Source organism: Streptomyces sp. SAI-135 (assembly GCF_029893805.1).
Taxonomy (GTDB): domain Bacteria; phylum Actinomycetota; class Actinomycetes; order Streptomycetales; family Streptomycetaceae; genus Streptomyces.
Genome location: NZ_JARXYP010000002.1, coordinates 377,000 through 393,050, shown reverse-complemented (window position 1 = coordinate 393,050; position 16,051 = coordinate 377,000). Strand labels below are relative to the sequence as shown.

At 68.4% G+C, this 16,051-nt stretch carries 15 protein-coding genes and 1 pseudogene; 11 read left to right on the top strand and 5 right to left on the bottom strand.

Translation table 11 applies throughout. The features are described from left to right. The first annotated feature begins 74 nt into the window (after positions 1-74). From M2163_RS06400 to M2163_RS06380, 5 genes are all read left to right on the top strand, one after another. Entirely contained in the window at positions 75-2,702 is a 2,628-nt protein-coding gene (locus M2163_RS06400) for an RICIN domain-containing protein (protein ID WP_280893388.1), read from the top strand. A gap of 743 nt (positions 2,703-3,445) precedes the next feature. Continuing rightward, positions 3,446-3,724 (top strand): polyprenyl synthetase, encoded by a 279-nt coding sequence (locus tag M2163_RS06395; RefSeq protein ID WP_280893387.1) that lies wholly within the window; start codon positions 3,446-3,448, stop codon positions 3,722-3,724. Further along, positions 3,717-4,769, top strand: a complete 1,053-nt coding sequence (locus tag M2163_RS06390) for a polyprenyl synthetase family protein (RefSeq protein WP_280893386.1) — start codon at positions 3,717-3,719, stop codon at positions 4,767-4,769. The genes M2163_RS06395 and M2163_RS06390 overlap by 8 nt, the downstream gene beginning before the upstream one ends. 95 nt (positions 4,770-4,864) lie before the next feature. Next, on the top strand, positions 4,865-6,022 hold the full coding sequence (locus M2163_RS06385) for an oxygenase MpaB family protein (protein WP_280893385.1): 1,158 nt from the start codon (positions 4,865-4,867) through the stop codon (positions 6,020-6,022). Between the two features lie 504 nt (positions 6,023-6,526). Next, complete coding sequence (locus M2163_RS06380; protein WP_280893384.1) at positions 6,527-6,994, top strand: hypothetical protein; 468 nt, start codon at positions 6,527-6,529, stop codon at positions 6,992-6,994. A 120-nt stretch (positions 6,995-7,114) separates the two neighbouring features. On the opposite strand, the gene M2163_RS06375 is transcribed toward M2163_RS06380, so the two are convergent. Beyond that, positions 7,115-7,519 (bottom strand): TIGR03618 family F420-dependent PPOX class oxidoreductase, encoded by a 405-nt coding sequence (locus tag M2163_RS06375; RefSeq protein ID WP_280893383.1) that lies wholly within the window; start codon positions 7,517-7,519, stop codon positions 7,115-7,117. After that, the gene (locus M2163_RS06370) at positions 7,516-8,208 is read right to left on the bottom strand and encodes an NAD(P)H-binding protein (protein ID WP_280893382.1); all 693 of its coding nucleotides are present in this window, start codon (positions 8,206-8,208) and stop codon (positions 7,516-7,518) included. The genes M2163_RS06375 and M2163_RS06370 overlap by 4 nt, the downstream gene beginning before the upstream one ends. A 76-nt stretch (positions 8,209-8,284) precedes the next feature. Here M2163_RS06370 and M2163_RS06365 point away from each other — a divergent pair, with 76 nt between their 5' ends. From M2163_RS06365 to M2163_RS46595, 3 genes are all read left to right on the top strand, one after another. Beyond that, positions 8,285-8,923, top strand: a complete 639-nt coding sequence (locus M2163_RS06365; RefSeq protein WP_280893381.1) for a TetR/AcrR family transcriptional regulator — start codon at positions 8,285-8,287, stop codon at positions 8,921-8,923. A 40-nt stretch (positions 8,924-8,963) separates the two neighbouring features. Beyond that, positions 8,964-9,086 (top strand): hypothetical protein, encoded by a 123-nt coding sequence (locus tag M2163_RS06360; RefSeq protein ID WP_280853851.1) that lies wholly within the window; start codon positions 8,964-8,966, stop codon positions 9,084-9,086. A gap of 122 nt (positions 9,087-9,208) precedes the next feature. Further along, complete coding sequence (locus M2163_RS46595) at positions 9,209-9,826, top strand: DUF6009 family protein (RefSeq protein ID WP_348542157.1); 618 nt, start codon at positions 9,209-9,211, stop codon at positions 9,824-9,826. Here M2163_RS46595 and M2163_RS06350 read toward each other — a convergent pair. Then, entirely contained in the window at positions 9,789-10,451 is a 663-nt protein-coding gene (locus M2163_RS06350) for a hypothetical protein (protein WP_280893380.1), read from the bottom strand. The two genes, M2163_RS46595 and M2163_RS06350, sit on opposite strands and share 38 nt — an antisense overlap. An 832-nt stretch (positions 10,452-11,283) precedes the next feature. Here M2163_RS06350 and M2163_RS06345 point away from each other — a divergent pair. Continuing rightward, positions 11,284-12,052 (top strand): annotated as a pseudogene (locus M2163_RS06345) (aminoglycoside adenylyltransferase family protein). Positions 12,053-12,994: 942 nt separating this feature from the next. On the opposite strand, the gene M2163_RS06340 reads toward M2163_RS06345, so the two are convergent. Further along, on the bottom strand, positions 12,995-13,213 hold the full coding sequence (locus M2163_RS06340; protein ID WP_280853856.1) for a hypothetical protein: 219 nt from the start codon (positions 13,211-13,213) through the stop codon (positions 12,995-12,997). Positions 13,214-13,676: 463 nt separating this feature from the next. On the opposite strand from M2163_RS06340, the gene mscL reads away from it, so the two are divergent. Further along, complete coding sequence (mscL, locus tag M2163_RS06335; protein ID WP_280893379.1) at positions 13,677-14,120, top strand: large conductance mechanosensitive channel protein MscL; 444 nt, start codon at positions 13,677-13,679, stop codon at positions 14,118-14,120. Positions 14,121-14,508: 388 nt separating this feature from the next. Here the strand turns inward: mscL and M2163_RS06330 are convergent, their stop codons facing one another. Next, entirely contained in the window at positions 14,509-15,069 is a 561-nt protein-coding gene (locus M2163_RS06330; RefSeq protein ID WP_280893378.1) for a TetR/AcrR family transcriptional regulator, read from the bottom strand. Positions 15,070-15,163: 94 nt separating this feature from the next. Here M2163_RS06330 and M2163_RS06325 point away from each other — a divergent pair, with 94 nt between their 5' ends. Continuing rightward, positions 15,164-15,907, top strand: a complete 744-nt coding sequence (locus tag M2163_RS06325) for an SDR family oxidoreductase (RefSeq protein WP_280893377.1) — start codon at positions 15,164-15,166, stop codon at positions 15,905-15,907. Positions 15,908-16,051: the final 144 nt, after the last annotated feature.

The window sequence follows — 16,051 nt, the reverse complement described above, 5'->3', positions numbered from 1 at the left end:
AAGGAGGTGGATTCGATCACCGCGGTGATCGAGCCGGCTCTTTCTGATGAACGGCTGCAAGGAGAACACCCCCCATGAGAAACCCCACGAACGGCGGGCGGCACCGTCGGCGATGGACCGCGACCGGACTGGTGCTCGGTGTGCCGGCCATCCTCGTGCCGTATCTGCTGTTCGCGCAGGAGGACTCGCAGGCGGCGACGGTTGACGACGACGCCTACTACCGGCTGGTGTCGGTGCGCAGTGGCAAGGTGCTGGACGTCGACGGGTACTCCACGGCCGACGGCACCAGGATCCAGCAGTGGACGGACCAGAACACCGCCAACCAGCAGTGGCGGCTCAAGCCTGCCGGGGGCGGCTACTACGAGCTGGTGAACCGAAACAGCGGAAAGGTGCTGGGTATCAAGGGTGGTTCGACGGCCAAGTCGGCCGCCGCCGAGCAGCAGACCGACAGTTCGGCCACCTCACAGGAGTGGCGGATCGATCAGCCGGGCGCATCGGGTGCCGTGACCCTCACCTCCCGCAGGAGCGCCCAGGTTCTGAGCGTCGAGGGCGACTCGACGGCCGAGGGCGCGGCGGTTGTCCAGGCACCCGGCACGGGTGGTGCCGGGCAGCGGTGGAAGCTGGTGAAGGTGGCTGGGAGCGGGGCGCGGGCGGCGGCAGCGGGCGCCTCGTATGTGTGGAAGAACGCCCAGGTGGTGGGCGGGGGTTATGTCACGGGACTGGTGTTCAACCCTCGGGAGAAGGGGCTGTTGTACGCGCGCACCGACATGGGTGGCGCCTATCGCTGGGACACCGGGGCGCAGCAGTGGATCCCGTTGACCGACTGGGTGGGGGAGGAGGACTGGAACCTGCTGGGCATCGACTCGCTCGCCACCGACCCCGTCGATCCCAGACGGCTCTACCTCGGGGCGGGCACCTACACCAACGACTGGGCCGGCAACGGCGCGATCCTGCGCTCCACGGACCGGGGCCGCACCTTCCAGCGCACCGATCTGCCCTTCAAGGTAGGCGGCAACGAGGACGGCCGCGGAGCCGGCGAACGGCTCGTGATCGACCCGGCGGACCACCGCACGCTGCTGCTCGGCACCCGCAGGAACGGACTGTGGCGCAGCAATGACTACGGGGTGACATGGGGTCAGGTCTCGTCCTTCCCCGTCAAGGACGGGGCCGGCAGCGGCGGCGGCATCTCTTTCGTGACGTATGGCACGGCCGGCAGCAGGACGATCTACGTCGGTGTCGGCGACAAGTCCACGTCCCTGTACCGCTCCACCGACGGCGGCACCAGCTGGAAGGCGGTCGCGGGACAGCCCACGGGCGAACTGCCGCAGCACGGCGTGATCTCCGGTGACGGTTCGCTGTACGTGACGTACACCAATGCCCTTGGGCCCAACGGCGTGACCGCGGGTTCGGTGTGGAAGTACACGCCGGCCCGCGGGACGTGGAAGAACGTCTCCCCCTCCAGTGGCTCCTACGGGTTCTCCGGTCTGGCCGTCGATCCACGCAAGCCTTCGACGGTGATGGTCACCACCCTCGACCGCTGGTGGCCACAGGACGAGATCTACCGGACCACCGACGGCGGTGCGACCTGGAAGGCACTGGCCGACAAGTCGGTGCGCAACGCCTCCGCCGCTCCCTACGTCGGCACCCACACGGGGCACTGGATGACCGCCTTGGCCATCGATCCCTTCAACTCCGGGCATGTGCTGTACGGCACCGGCAACGGCATCCTGCGCAGCAAGGACGCGGACGCCTCCGACAGGGGAGGCACCAGCCACTGGAGCATGGGCGCCCGAGGCCTGGAGGAGACCGCGCTGATGGACGCGATCGCCCCTCCGGGCGGCGCCACCGTCATCACCGCCATGGGCGACCAGGGTGGCTTCCGGCACGACGACCTGACCAAGGTGCCCGCCGGGCGGCTGAACAACCCGCTGATGACCAACAGCACCGACATCGACTTCGCCCAGGCCAAGCCGTCGACGATGGTCCGCGTCGGAAAGGGTGGTGAACAGGACGGCGCCTACTCCACCGACGGCGGACGCACCTGGCACGGCTTCAAGGCGGAGCCGGTGGCCGGCGCTGACAGCGGCCGCATAGCGCTCGCCGCGGACGGCTCCGTCATGGTGTGGACCGAGGCCGGCCAGGCCCCGTATCGCTCGACCGACAAGGGGGCGAGCTGGTCGCGGGTCGGGGGGCTGGACACCGAAGCCGTGATGGTCGCAGACCGTTCTGCGGCGAAGACCTTCTACTCACTGTCCGGCGGCACGCTCCACGCCAGCACCGACGGCGGTGCGACCTTCACTGCCCGCGCCTCCCACCTGCCCAACGGCCGACTCACGGCGGCCCCCGGGGCCGCCGGAGACCTGTGGATCTCCGGCGGCGACAAGGGCCTGCTGCACTCCACCGACGGCGGCCGCACGTTCACCACGCTGAGGTCGGTGACGTCCGCCTCCGCCCTCGGCTTCGGCAAGGCCAAGCCGGGCACCGGCTACCAGGCCCTCTACCTGATCGGCACCGTCAAGAACGTCACGGGAGTCTTCCGCTCCACCGACAAGGGCGCCACCTGGGTCCGCGTCAACGACAAGGCCCACCAGTGGGGCGCCATCGGCGCGGTCGGTGTCATCACCGGTGACCCCGACATGTTCGGCCGGGTGTATGTCGGCACCAACGGCCGCGGCCTTCAGTACGGCACCCCGTCCTCCTGACCCACGGGCCGCCGCCGCCCCCCGGGCACGACAATCGAGGGTTGACGCCGACGGCTCTGCCCCGACCGCACGACCTCACACAGGCGTCGCGGTCGGGGCCGAGGGACGCAATCAGCGCATCGCACCGAACACGGAACGGGCTCGTGAGCCCGGACCGCACTCCATGCCGCTGTCTACAGCGGCATGGCACCTCGCCACGCGAAAGTCCCGCGCCGCGGCGGGCGTTGGACTCTCGCGCCGAGGACCGCCGACGCTGTTGCCGACCATCGGCGACGGCCGCCCCTGTTCGCTGCGCGTCGGGGGTATTCGTGCGTCTGCGCTGCGCGGACACACCACTGGCGCTTGGCCCGTCGGCCCCGGCCGCAGCCACGGCGGTACCGACTCCGCCGTGGCTGCCCCGGCGGGCGCCGTGCGGAAGGTTTTGCCCAGGAGTCGGGCCCCGGCTTTCGCCCAGGAGTCGGGCCCCGGCTCTCGTCCTCGCGACAGCTCAAGCCGGGACGAACTGCCGCACGGCGGCCCGCGCAGTGGCATCTGTGGCCAATACCCGGCTGCATGCCGCGCGCTTGTTCGGTGCGAGGAGCACTCGTGGAGTCCGTTGTGCGGCTCACCAGCGGATTTCGTCCGGGCGTGCGAGATGATCACTCGATCGTGAGTTCTTCCCTGCAGGAGCCGGGTGCGGCGCGATTCTGGGCCGGACGGCGTGTGACCGACGCCGCTCGGACGTGGAGGGGAGAAGGACGGGCATGACGCAGGCAGCGGGTGGCCGTGAGGGCCTGGACGAGCAGGTGGTGCTGCTGGCGGCCGGAGCGGCCGATCTGGCGGTGAGCACGCTGGGGTCGGTTCTGGGGACGGTACGGGGACTGCTGCGCCGCTCGGACGTCGCGGATCTGGCCGCAGACGCCGAGCAGGACCTGAAGGCGCGCGGCCGGATCGCCCTGGATCGGTGCGCCACCGTTCCTACGGCCTACTTGGAGATCCTCGCCCAGCGTGCCCTGTCCCGGCGGGCCGCTGGTGATGTCTGAGCAGTGGGAGCCGGCCGCGTTCAAGAGCCGCGTCGATGCGATGGTGCGGGATTTCGTCGCGCGGGAAGCCGATCACCTGACGGACATCGACCCTGCCCTGGCGCCGGTGGCCGAACAACTGGAGGCGGCGGTCGCGGAGGGCAAGCGACTGCGGGCGGCGTTTTGCTACTGGGGCTGGCGGGCGGCAGGGCAGCCGGACAGTGACGCGTTGGTGCGGGCCGCGACCTCCATGGAGCTGGTGCATGCCGCAGCGATCGTGCACGACGATCTCATCGACGACAGCCCGTTGCGGCACGGCCGGCCCACCGCGCATGTCGCGCTGCGCAGGGCGGTTCGTCGACGCCCGCGTGCCGTCTCGGCCGCCAGGTCGCTGGCGATGCTGGTCGGGGACCTGCTGATGTCGCTGGCCGGGCAGATGTTCGCCACCAGCGGTGTGCCCGCGGCGTACCTGACCCGGGCTCGACCCTTGTGGTCGGTACTGGCCCGCGAACTCGTCGCGGGTGAGTGCCTGGAGATCCTGCACACCGGAGCCGATCCGGACACCGCGAGGTCGCTGAAGGTCATTCGGTACAAGACCGCCAAGTACACCGTCGAACAGCCTCTGCTGATCGGCGGCTTGCTGGGCGGGGCCGGCGAGCGGCTGCGCGAGGGCTACTCCGCCTACGGGCTGCCGTTGGGCGAGGCGTTCCAACTGCGGGACGACCTGCTCGGCCTGTTCGGCGATCCGGGACAGACCGGCAAGGCCAACGCCGACGACGTGCGCGCACATCGCCCCACCGCCCTGTTGTCGGAGACCTGGCGTATCGCCGACAAGGACGAGAGGGAGCAGATGCGGGCTGTGCTCGGCCGACGCGACCTGGACACCGGCGGCTTGGACACGGTCCGGGAGCTGATGCGCCGGCTGAAGACACCCAACCGCATCGAGGACATGATCTCCGCTCGGGTCGAGACAGCGCTGGGCGCTCTGCACGAGCTCGACGTTCCCGCGCACGCTGTCTCCGCCCTGACCGCACTGGCGCACACCGTGGCGCTCCGCCGGTCCTGACCTCCCGCACGGGGGCGGACAGTCCGCGGCCCGCGGTGACCGACGCCCCGCCTCGCAAGTGACGCCACGTATCCACGTATCCAAGGAGTTCCGCCATGACCTGCACCGAGGCCTCGATGGACGTCCTGCGGCAGGCCGGTGACGACCTCGCCGATGCCGTCGTCGCCGAGCTGTTCGAGCGCGGGGAAGTGGGCAAGTTCAACACCCTGATGCGCTACGTCTCCACCGCCGGCGCCCCCCTGCCCGACGGACTGCCCGACGTCGCACGCGAGTACCTTCAGGTCACCAGCGTGCCACCGGCCTGGGTGGACTGGGCCGAGATGGAGAAGGCCCGGCTGTTCTTCATCGACAACAACGTGCACATCTCCACCGCGCTGTCCTTCGCCTCCATGCCCGCCTGCTACGTCGTCCCACACGTCGCGAAACTGCTGTCAGCCACCCACGGGCTGAGCTACCCGTCCAAACGGATGGCGGAGACCGGGCAGTTCACCGTGTACCTCATGCAGCCCGACGCCTTCGAGGTAGGAAGCCGGTTCATCCCCGCTGCACAGAAAGTCCGTCTGCTGCACGCCTCCATCCGCCACCACCTCAAACGGGAGAACCGCTGGGACACCGCAGCAATGGGGACGCCGATCTGCCAGGAGGACATGATCGGCGGGCAGATGTTCTTCTCTCTCCTGGTGCTGGACAGCATGCACCGGCTCGGCATCCACATGAGCGTCGAGGGAGCCGAAGCGTACTTCTACGCCTGGCGTGTGGTCGGCGCGATCCTGGGGATCGACCAGGACGCTGTCCCCAAGTCCCTGGAAGAGGCCCGGCAGTTCCTCGACCTGTACATGGTCCGGCACATGGGACCCTCCGACGAGGGCGCCCGCCTGACCCGGCAACTGATCGACCTCTACGAGGAGGTCGTGCCCGGCACTCTCTTCGACCCCCTCGTCTCCGCCCTGATCCGCTACCTGATCGGCGACACCTGCGCCGACTGGCTGCAGGTCCCCCGTACCTCATGGGACACCGTCGTCAAGACCGTGCCCCACCTGCTCGGCGTGCTGGAGACCATCGAGGACCGCTCTCCCCTCGGAGCCTGGGCGCTGGACCGCCTGGGCCACCTCACCAGCATCTTCGAGTTGTCCTCACTCACCCGCGGACGCGTCATGCACTACGCCATCCCCGAACAACTGAAGCAGGACTTCGGCGTCCGCGGCACCCTGCGACGAACAGACCGGTGGACACCGCCCACGGCCACCGTCTGACCAGAGCTGCAATGTCCGAGCGGAGATTCGCTCTCTTTCGCCGCCGACGCCGAGCGTGGTGTCGATATGTCGAACCCGCCTGCGGCGTCCGGCGTTCAGCCTGCAGCAGGCTGCTCTGCTCCCGGCTCCGAAACCCGTGGCCATGTGCAGCGGCACCCGAAGGACGTGTGAGCGGGGGAGCTCCAATGGTGGCCGGCCAAGCAGCCGACGTTACCAGGCTGCCGTGGCTGCAACGCCCCGGTGAGCCATGAACTGGACACCTCACCGATGGCGCTGTGCGGCGCGTACGAGCGCGGCTACATGCGGGCGGAGGGGGAGGGGGGAGGAGTCACCACGCTGCGGTTGCCGGCCGCCGAATGAGCCACCGTGGGGCGCGATGCTGGTGAGAAGCAGCCGCGTTGCCACACAGCGGCTGGTGCTCAAGGGCTGACGGACTACCCTGGCCAACCCGTGATCAGCCGCTTCTCGTCGAGGAGGACACAGTCCTCACGCTAACGTGAACGGGTGAATCAGCTCTGGGCGTCGTTGATCGGTGTCGTAATCGGCGGAGGCATGTCCTACCTGGGCCAATTCACCACTGCACGCCAGGCCGCCCGCACCGAGGACAAGCGCCAGGCCACGCAACTGGCCGAGGCCCGCCGTGCCGAACGACTCGACGTGCTAAGGGAATTCATCGAGCTGACACAGCAGGGCATCCGCCTCGCCGAGGACCGCTACGAGGCACCCGACTGGTCTTCCGGCGGCACACCCGAGTGGCTCACCGCCGCGCGGGCCCTCATTGAACGCCTCTGGATCTGCGAGCGGATGATCCTGGTCCTCATCGGCCCGGAGCTCTATCAACTCGCCTGGAATTACGCGGGTGCGGTGAACCACGTCCTCTGGGAGGACCTCGGCGGGCCCGAAAGGGCATGGGACCACTTGCGCGGGCCCATGAACGTCTTCCTCAACGCCGCCCACGCGAAGCTGGGTTGACCCGGCCTCAAAGCGGTTTCTTCCTCCCTCTCATCCCGCCCCCCCCAACTGTCAGCAGCTTGAGCTGCCCCAGTCCCTCACCTGCGCCCGGCCGTACGCACCTGTGCTCGGCTGGGGGCATCAAAGATTGAGGCTCAGGACGCGGTCGACAGCAATCTCGATGACGACCAAGTCCAGTGGTTCGGGCGGCTGCGCGCGGTAGCGGTGGGTGTAGCGACGGACCGCCTCGGCAAGGTGCACGGGATCGTCGGTGACGGTGGCCCGCCCTTCGAGGGTGACCCAGCGGAAGTCGTCCGCCTGGCAGAGCGCGGTCCGGGCCTCCGGGCCGCCGGCCAGCACGTTGCGCGCCTTGCGGGCTCCCGCCCGGGTGGTCACCCGGGCCAGGCCGGTGGCGGTGTCGAAGGTGAAGCGGACGGGGGTGACGTGTGGGGTGCCGTCGGGGCGAAGGGTGGTGAAGGAGGCGGTGTGGGGACGAGTGAGGAACGCCCTAGCGGCGGCCGGGAGTTCGACTGTCGCCCGGTTCACTTCTTCTTCACGCCTTCGTTCCAGATCAGCTTGGCGATGTTCGGTTTCACGGCCGTGGTGATGACGCCCATAGCCGTGCGGACGTACTTGCGTTCCTCCAACTCGCGCAGCATGCTCGCGGCGAGGTCGGAACGGGCGGTGAAGACACCGTCAGCGCTGGTCTCGCAGGCGTGGTAGTCCGTGACGACAGGATGCTCAAAGAGGCCCGAGGGCCGGACGAGGGTCCAATCGAGGTCTGCCTGGCGGATGACGGCCTCCATACGGCGCATGTCCTCGTGGAGGGTGCGGCCCAGGCGTCGGTTCACCAGCGGGTCGAGCACATGATTGAAGAAGTGCGCGCCGGTGGGACGCCAGTTCGGGTCGGCGATGCTCGAACTGACGGCGAGGAGCCGCTTGATGCCGTGTCGGGTCATGGCTCCGGTGATGGCTGTGGCACTCGTCGAGTACATGGTGATGGGCTCCTTGCTGAACCGGGTGCCGAGCGCGGACAGGACGGCGTCCGTCCCGCCGATCGCGGCGTCGACCGCTGCCGGATCGGTGGCGTCGGCGACGGCCACGGCAAGACCGGGCCGCGGGGAGAGGGAACCCGGCCGGCGAGTCACGGCGACGACCTCGTGGCCGGCGGCGAGGGCCTGGTCGGTGAGGTGGCGGCCGGTCGGTCCGTTGGCGCCGAAGACTGCGATACGCATGATGTCTGGTCGTCCTTTCACATGACACTGGGAACGCCCTTGACTGTGCCGATCACGCAACGCAGGCTCAACGCTGATGAATAACGCCGCCCCCGCCCCTGCCCGCACCCGAGGCCGACCCCGCGGCAACCCGCCGACCCGCGAGTCGATCGTCTCGGCGGCCCGCACGCTGTTCCTCGAGCGCGGATACCGGGGCACCACGGTGCGCGCGGTGGCCGCGGTCGCCGGCGTCGACCCGGCGCTGATCGCCTACCACTTCGGCTCGAAGAAGGGCCTGTTCGCAGACGTGATGCAGTTCCAGTGCGCCAATGCGCTGGCGGTGGACGACGTCCTGGGCGGAGACCCGGCCACCCTTCCCGACCGCCTCATCGACGCGGTGACGGGCTTGTGGGAAGACGCCGACTTCCTGCAGCTCACTGCTCAGGGCGACGAGGCCGCCGAAGTGATCCGTGAATACCTGGAACGCGAGCTGCTGGCCCGGCTTGTTGAATTTCTCGGCGGCCGGGACGCGACTGCCCGTGCCACGGCCGTGGTGACGATCCTGGGCGGCCTCATCTACACCCGCTACCTCAATCCCCTCCCCACCCTCGCCGCCCTCAGACCGTCCGAGACCCGCCGCGTCCTCACCCCTGCGCTGCGCGCGGCACTGGCCCCCAGGCCGCACACCGCGGCGCCCACCGGACCAGGTCGTCGAGGCTCGGCGCACCCCGTCTGAGGTCCCCGTCCCTGACAGACCCAGCCCATAGGATCGACGGGTGATCAATCTGGTGGTGCGTGGAGACAGCGGAAAGGCCGTGGCCCGCGCCGAGGCCGGTGTGGACTGGATATTCGGCTTCCCGGACTTGAGCGCGACGGAGTTCCCGATGCTCTGGCGCTGACTCCGTATGGGGGCGCGGTCTTCAACCAGCGGCAGATTCCGCTGCTGCTGGCCGAGCTCGACCGGCTTCCCGCTGCCTGCGCTGGCGAATGGGTCGGGCAGGCCCGCGAGTTGTGTACCTGTATGTGTGGTTCGTCGGCGACTGATCACGGTAGATCTGCCATCAACGCCCTTTTCAGCATTGCTGGTTGGCCCAGTGACTGCCAGGCGCTGTGCCGCTCTGGAGCCACGCTCGCGCGTACGACCTCTTCTGACGGTTTGCTGGCCGCGCGCTGCTTCAAGAGGGAGACCAGATCGTCATCGGCGAAGCGCCTGGCGGAGGCTGCCAGGCAGAGGGCATGGTCGACCTGGTCGAAGCCCGAGGACGGTGGCGAGTTCGTCGGTCCGCCCGTCGTGGGGCGTATGGGACGCGGCCGCCTCATCGGCTGGGCCAACCCCGCCCCCACCGCCAAACCTCGCACCTCGCCCACCTTCCGCTGCCGCGTCTTCTGGCTGATGCCCCACGACCGCGACAGCCGGCTTGACAGCGAAACCGCCAAGAGCGCCCCCTCTGCGACCATCGACCCCTGCACCCTTGAACCCCGCGTGCAGGGCTGCAAAACCGAACGCGCTTCCCAGGTAGCCACCCTCCCGCCGGTGACGCGTTCCAATCTCAACATGGCGATGCGTTGTACCCGTCAGGTTTGCATTTCACGTGTCGGCATCATTCGTCGACGTCGCACGGTCTTTCGCCGCGGGTGACGTGCCTGCTCACACTGCTCAGATAGGTGCGCTTCAGGGTTTCGAGATCGGCCGTCGTCTTGGTGACCGTCGCCGCCAACAGCCCGCCGAGACCCAGGCATGTGCTGATCAGCACGTACCAGGCGAGCCAGCGCGCCGGGCCGTGGCCCTCGATGGCCGCCCAGAGAAAAATCAGGACCAAGGCGGACACCATCAACACAGTTCCAGTCAGCCAGACCAGGAGAACAGCCACTCCCAGCCTGACGCCGGCTCTGGTTTCAGGTGCCAGTACCGTCTGCGTCTCAGGCAGGGGGACGCCGGACTCGGCGGCGGCGAGCTGCGCATCGGCCATGCCCTGCGCTTTCCGCACGGAACGTTCCATCTCCAGGAACCCGAGGGTGAGCAGCAGGGCAAGCGCGGCCGAGGTCATAGCCGCGTAGTCGTCTGACATGCGCAACCGGTCCTCGTCGAAGACGGCGAAGACCAACGAAATGCCAGTGGTCAGCGCGCAAACCCCCGCCGTGATCCACCACCGGGTCCGGAGCACGCATTTCAAGAGGTTGAGCACCGGCCCATGCTCTTTGCGCAGTTCGCTGATCGGCAGGGATCGGATCCCTGCCCGTCGTCGAGGGGACAAGTCCGTCATCGGTTCTCTCCGGAGAGTGTGTTCGAGCGCTGGCGGGTGCACTGAGCGAGGACGAAGAAGGCATACGAGAGAGCTCACCACGGGTCAGTAGCGTGGACGAACAGAGCCATCGACTTCCCGGCAGAACCGCCGTAATTGTTCTCCACCTGCGGCATCCCCGACCCGTGCTCGTAGCGGCGACAGTTCTATAAGCGCCCAGGGATAACCGTAGTTGGAGGCTTGCAGGGCAGACTGCTCGGCTCCGTCCCGGCCCCCCTTCGTACCCTGGTCGCCCATCAGGCTGCGCAGTACGTCGGTTCTCCAGCCCGGACCGCTTCCCAAATGCTTCCTGCCTCGGCTGCCTCAAGAAGCAGAACCTTGGCCCCCTCATCGTCCCCGTGGGCGCCGACCAGCTTGCCGGTGTGGTCGAAGACCTCGCCGTGGACGGGCTGCCGGCCGTGGACGACCGCGCCCGGGGGAGGAGGAGCTGTGCGAGGCCCTCGCCCGCCTCATTGGCCAGCGGCCTGCCGTCCCCCTGATGCCTGGTGCCTGGCCAGCACGCCCACGCCGCGCCCGCATCGCGTTCCCCGACGCTGCTGCCAAACAGCTCCAGAACCTCACAGCGAGGCGGAGCTTCATGTCCTGGACCGCGCCCTGATCGTCCTCTCCATCGCCCACGACGCCACCATCAATCCAGGGGTGGTCATCGGAGTTCGGCGATTGCGGTGAGAGGGCCGGGTAAGGGTTCGTGGGGTCCGGGACCGGCCTCACCCTCGACATTCCCACATCTTCCTGATCAGCCGAAGCCAGATAATGCGGCGCAGTCGGCCGGATGACAGGACACGCTGTTGCAGTGAATCAGGTTCAGGAGATCGTGGGACTGGTCGGCGGTGTGCTGCGCCAAGATGTCATCGGCACATACCTTCACGGCTCCTCTGTGCTCGGTGGACTCAGGCCGGCCAGCGACGTGGATGTGCTGGTCGTCTCCCGGCGGAGAATGGACGAGGAGGAGCGACGGGCACTCCTCGGTGGACTGCTGCGCATTTCCGGCTCCCGAAACAAGGTCCGCCCAGTCGAGCTCACCGTGGTCGTCCAGTCCGAGGTCAGGCCATGGCGGTATCCACCGACCGGCGACTTCCTCTACGGGGAGTGGCTGCGCGCCGAGTACGAGGCCGGTCAGGTCCCTCCCGGAGCCGATGCCCGATCTGGCCCTGCTGATGACCATGACTCTGTCCGGTGACCACCCCCTCACCGGTCCGCGCCCCGCCCAGGTCCTCGACCCGGTGCCGCAAGACGACCTGGTCCGGGCGAGTGTGTCGGGTATCCCGGGCCTGCTCGACGACCTGGACAGCGACACCCGCAACGTTCTGCTGACCTTCGCCCGCATCTGGACCACGCTCGCCACGGGCCAGATCAAGTCGAAGAACGCCGCCGCCGACTGGGCCCTCGCGCGGCTACCCGTCGAACACCGCCCCGCCCTCGAGCACGCCAGGCGGCTCTATCTCAACAGCCACTACTCCGAAGAGAGTTGGAGTGACGCATTGCGGGCGCAGGTGCGTCCGCTTGCGGACCGGGTGCTCGATGAGATCGACCGGCTGCTCACCCCCACCCCACGGGCGTGAAGGCCGCTGCCCGCAGTCCCTCAAGATGACCCTGACCGCTATCCACCTGGATTCGACCGAGCCCTCCATCATCCTCTTTCACGACGTGACCACCTGCCCCCGGGAACGTAAACGGCTTCAGTCGGGCAGTCCCAGCTACGCCGAGGACCTTGTCCGGTACGCCGAGGACCTTCTCCGGCGCAATCCGGTCGCCGGCATGACCGTTGCGCTTCCTTTCGCCCATGCCTTGGCTCGAGTTCGCGCATCGTGTTACGCGTCGGTTCCCCGCAGCCCCGCGTGAAGATGCACTTGACCGCACCGAACGTCGACCCTTCACGGCCTGGCGACGGCTGTGAGGGTTTCTTAGCCCAACTGTGACGTTGAGAATGCGATTTGGGGGCATGCGAATCCGGCACAGTCCATGCGGGCGTCCGGCAGGAGGAGCCAGTGGCCGGTCATGAGGTGTACGTCGCCAGCGCGGTGTCGGCGGTGGCAGCGATTCTGCTCGCGCGGTGGTGCCTGGCGGGCCGAGACAGAAGCCCACGTACTGTCGCCGCGTACCGCCGTGCCTCACGTCGGGCGACGCTGAGGGCTGCGTGGCGCATGGGCTCCGGCGCCCCGGCCGGGCGGGGCCTGTCGGCGGCTGCGCCGTGCGCTCAGCGGGCGGTGCAGGAGGCCGAAGACCTGATGCACGGCTATTGGCGTCAGATCAGTCCCCTCTACCTGTCCCAGCACGACGGGCATCAGCACTGATACTCCGGAGTCCGACCGCGCAAACGGGAGCGTCCCGGGACAAGCGGACGCCCCCGGGCGGGGTTGCGCGGCGGGCCGGAACGGGTATCCGTCGGCGGTTCGGGCACCCGAGATGTCATGCACGGACAACATGCGCGTCCCGCCAGCAGCAGTCTCTTCGGCCAGTCCACAGTTGGGACAGCGCCGCCCGGTCACGAGGGCGCGAAGCACTCACGCCGAGGCCGGCGCACCGGCCGCCTGCGTCGCCGCGTCCTCGCCTACCGGGCAATCGATTTCCTGTCCACGCACATCCCGGACACCCCCGGCCCTGGCGACGAATGCCTTCTCCTCGTGCACACCCGCCAGGTCGTCGGCCAGGTCCGCTACCGAATCTGTACTGACTGCGCCCGGGCCGTCATCAACACCGTAGCCATCGATGAGCGCTTCCACAGCACCGGCCTGGGCACTCGCGCGCTGTCACATCTACGGTCCCGGCACCCGGGACTGACCTGGCGCAGCACACTGCGCAAGCGCACCACCCGTGATCTCCTGCGGCGGATGCGCATTCCCACAACCACTTCTGCCACGCCCTGCACCCACGCTCACCAGACACTCTCTGCCCCCGCAGGCCCGACACTCGCCGACGGCTGACCCCAACGCTCAAGGGTCACAGCGCACGGTGGGGAAGGGAACCCCTCACCGGGGCCCGCCTTTGCGGGCAGCAAATGAGCCAAGGCCTGTTTCGGAGTGCAGCTCAGGCTGAGCGACCGGTCGAGAGCTTGACGTACAGCACCACGCCATGTGGCGGGAGCCGGCATGGGGGAGGGGTGGCAGGGCATCCGAGGTCAATGGGTGGGCTGACCGCGCTTTCGGTGCCGCCCGTCGACGTCGAGACCCTCTGAGGAGTGAGAAGGTGAAGGGCTTCCGCAGCTTCATCTTGCGCGGCAACGTGGTCGACCTGGCCGTAGGCATCGTCATCGGGGCAGCGTTCACGGCCGTGGTGAACGGCTTCGTCAGCGCCTTCCTGACGCCACTCGTCGGGCTGGCCACGGGCGCCACCGGCGACATGAGTCACAAGACCTTCACCGTAGGCGCCATCAAGTTCCCCTACGGCACCTTCATCAACGCGGCGATCAGCTTCCTCCTCCTCGCCGGCGCCCTGTACTTCCTGGTCGTCCTCCCGATCAACAAACTCCACGAACGCCTCGCCCCGCACCAAGACGTCCAAGCCCCCAAACGGGACTGCCCCGAATGCCTCAGCCCCGTACCCGCCCAGGCCCGACGCTGCGCCTCCTGCACGGTCTCCCTGCCTGCCCTACCCGTTCAGGCCGGAGAGACGACGCAGCGCGCAGGGTGATCCGACCTCCATGGCTCGGCCTGGGGTGCCGGGCCCCGTCGCGAGCACGCCTGTGGTGACCGTACGCCGATTCCTTCCAGCAATTCGCCGACCGTGGCCCCCCGGGCACAGCGGAACCCCCGACCAGGCAACCGACCACGGCCGATCAGCGCACTGGCACGCCCTGGGGTCGCTGACGATGGGGTGGCGGTTGCTGCCCGGGAGCTCGGGCGGATGGCGCTTTCGCGCGGGGATGGCTCGGGGCGTACTGACTGTCTGCCATGCCCGAACGCCGGGGTTCGCACGCGGACCGGGCGGGGCCGGATCGGACAGCGATCCACGAGTTCTTCGATGCCGGCATCCTCAGGGAATCCGTCCAGGCCCGCTGTCGAACGTAGAAGTCACCGCTTCACCGGTCCGTTTCCTGTCGGCGAAGGCCATCGAGGATGACGTTCATCAGGGGCCGTGCCGTTGATCCCCATGTCTCCTGGTCGAGCCGGCCGAGGTAGGCGATGAGGAGGAGGACCCCGTGGGCGTCCACGTCCGTGCGGAGGGAACCGTCCACTTTCCCGGCGTCCAGCAGGTGAGCGAGGGCGCCTTCGATGGGGTTGTGGCTGTGGGTGACGAGGTCCTGCCACGCCGTCGGCTCGAGCGCTGCCAGGACGCCGCGCTTGACCTCGGCGTAGTCGATCACTTGGTCGAGCCAGCGGCGCAAGGCCTCTACGGGTTCATGTTCCGCCAGCAGAGCGGGGGCGGCGGTCACGAGTTCTTCGACGTCGCGCTGGTAGACCTCGGCGAGGAGCGCTTCGCGGTTGGGGAAGTGCCGGTAGAGCGTTCCCTGCCCCACTCCTGCGCGCTTGGCGATCTCGTTGAAGTGGACGTGGTGGGACTCGGTGAGGGCTGCGCGAGCGGCCTCCACGATGCGGGTCCGGTTCTGCGCAGCGTCCGAACGGCGTGCCGGCGCGTTCATAGGCCTCTCCTGACGTTCCGCCCCTGACAAGTGGACACGTGTCCGGTACGGTGGTCACGTAGCGGACACGTGTCCACTTTACTTGGAGGCAGTTGTGCTCTCTCTTCAGGGCAAGATCGTCGCTATCACCGGTGCGAGTGGCGGCATCGGCGCAGCCACGGCCCGCCTGCTGGCCCAGCGTGGCGCCGCGGTCGTTCTCGCAGCGCGCAGCAGCGACCGCATCAACGCCATAGCGCAGGACATCCGGGAGGCGGGAGGCCGTGCTGGCACGTGCGTCATCGACGTCACCAAGGCCGAGGACCTGCAACGTCTGGTATCCAGCACCGTCGAACACTACGGCCGTATCGATGTACTGGTGAACAACGCCGGCATCGCTCCGATCAGCCCGCTGGCCGCTCTCGACACCGAAGGCTGGTCGGCCATGATCGATGTCAACCTTCGGGGCGTGCTCAACGGCGTCGCTGCCGCGCTGCCCGTCTTCCGCGAGCAAGGGTCGGGCCACCTGGTCAGCATCGTCTCCGTGGCGGGCCTGTCCGGCGTGTCCCCTTCGATGGCTGTCTACGCCGCGACCAAGAACGCGGTGCGCACCGTCCACGAGGGACTGCGCACGGAGTCCACCGACGGGGTGGTGCGCACGACAGCCATCTCGCCGGGATACGTCCGCACCGATCTCGCCGACTCCATGCCGGACCCGGACATCCGCGAGCAGACCCGCAAGACCATGGACGCGGTGGGCATTCCTGCGGCGGCGGTCGCCCGCGCGGTGGCCTTCGCAATCGAGCAGCCCGACGATGTCGAGATCGGCGAGATCAACGTTCGCCCCACCGTCCAGGCATGACACGTGCTGTCACTGGTCACGTGAGACGGCTCCCAGGCGCCGACGCAATGCCCTGTCCGGCGGCCCGCGGTTTCGTAGGCGTGCGGGGACATCCAACGTTCGCAGGCGTCAACGGCCAATGCCGCAGCACGTTTGCGTGGCGTC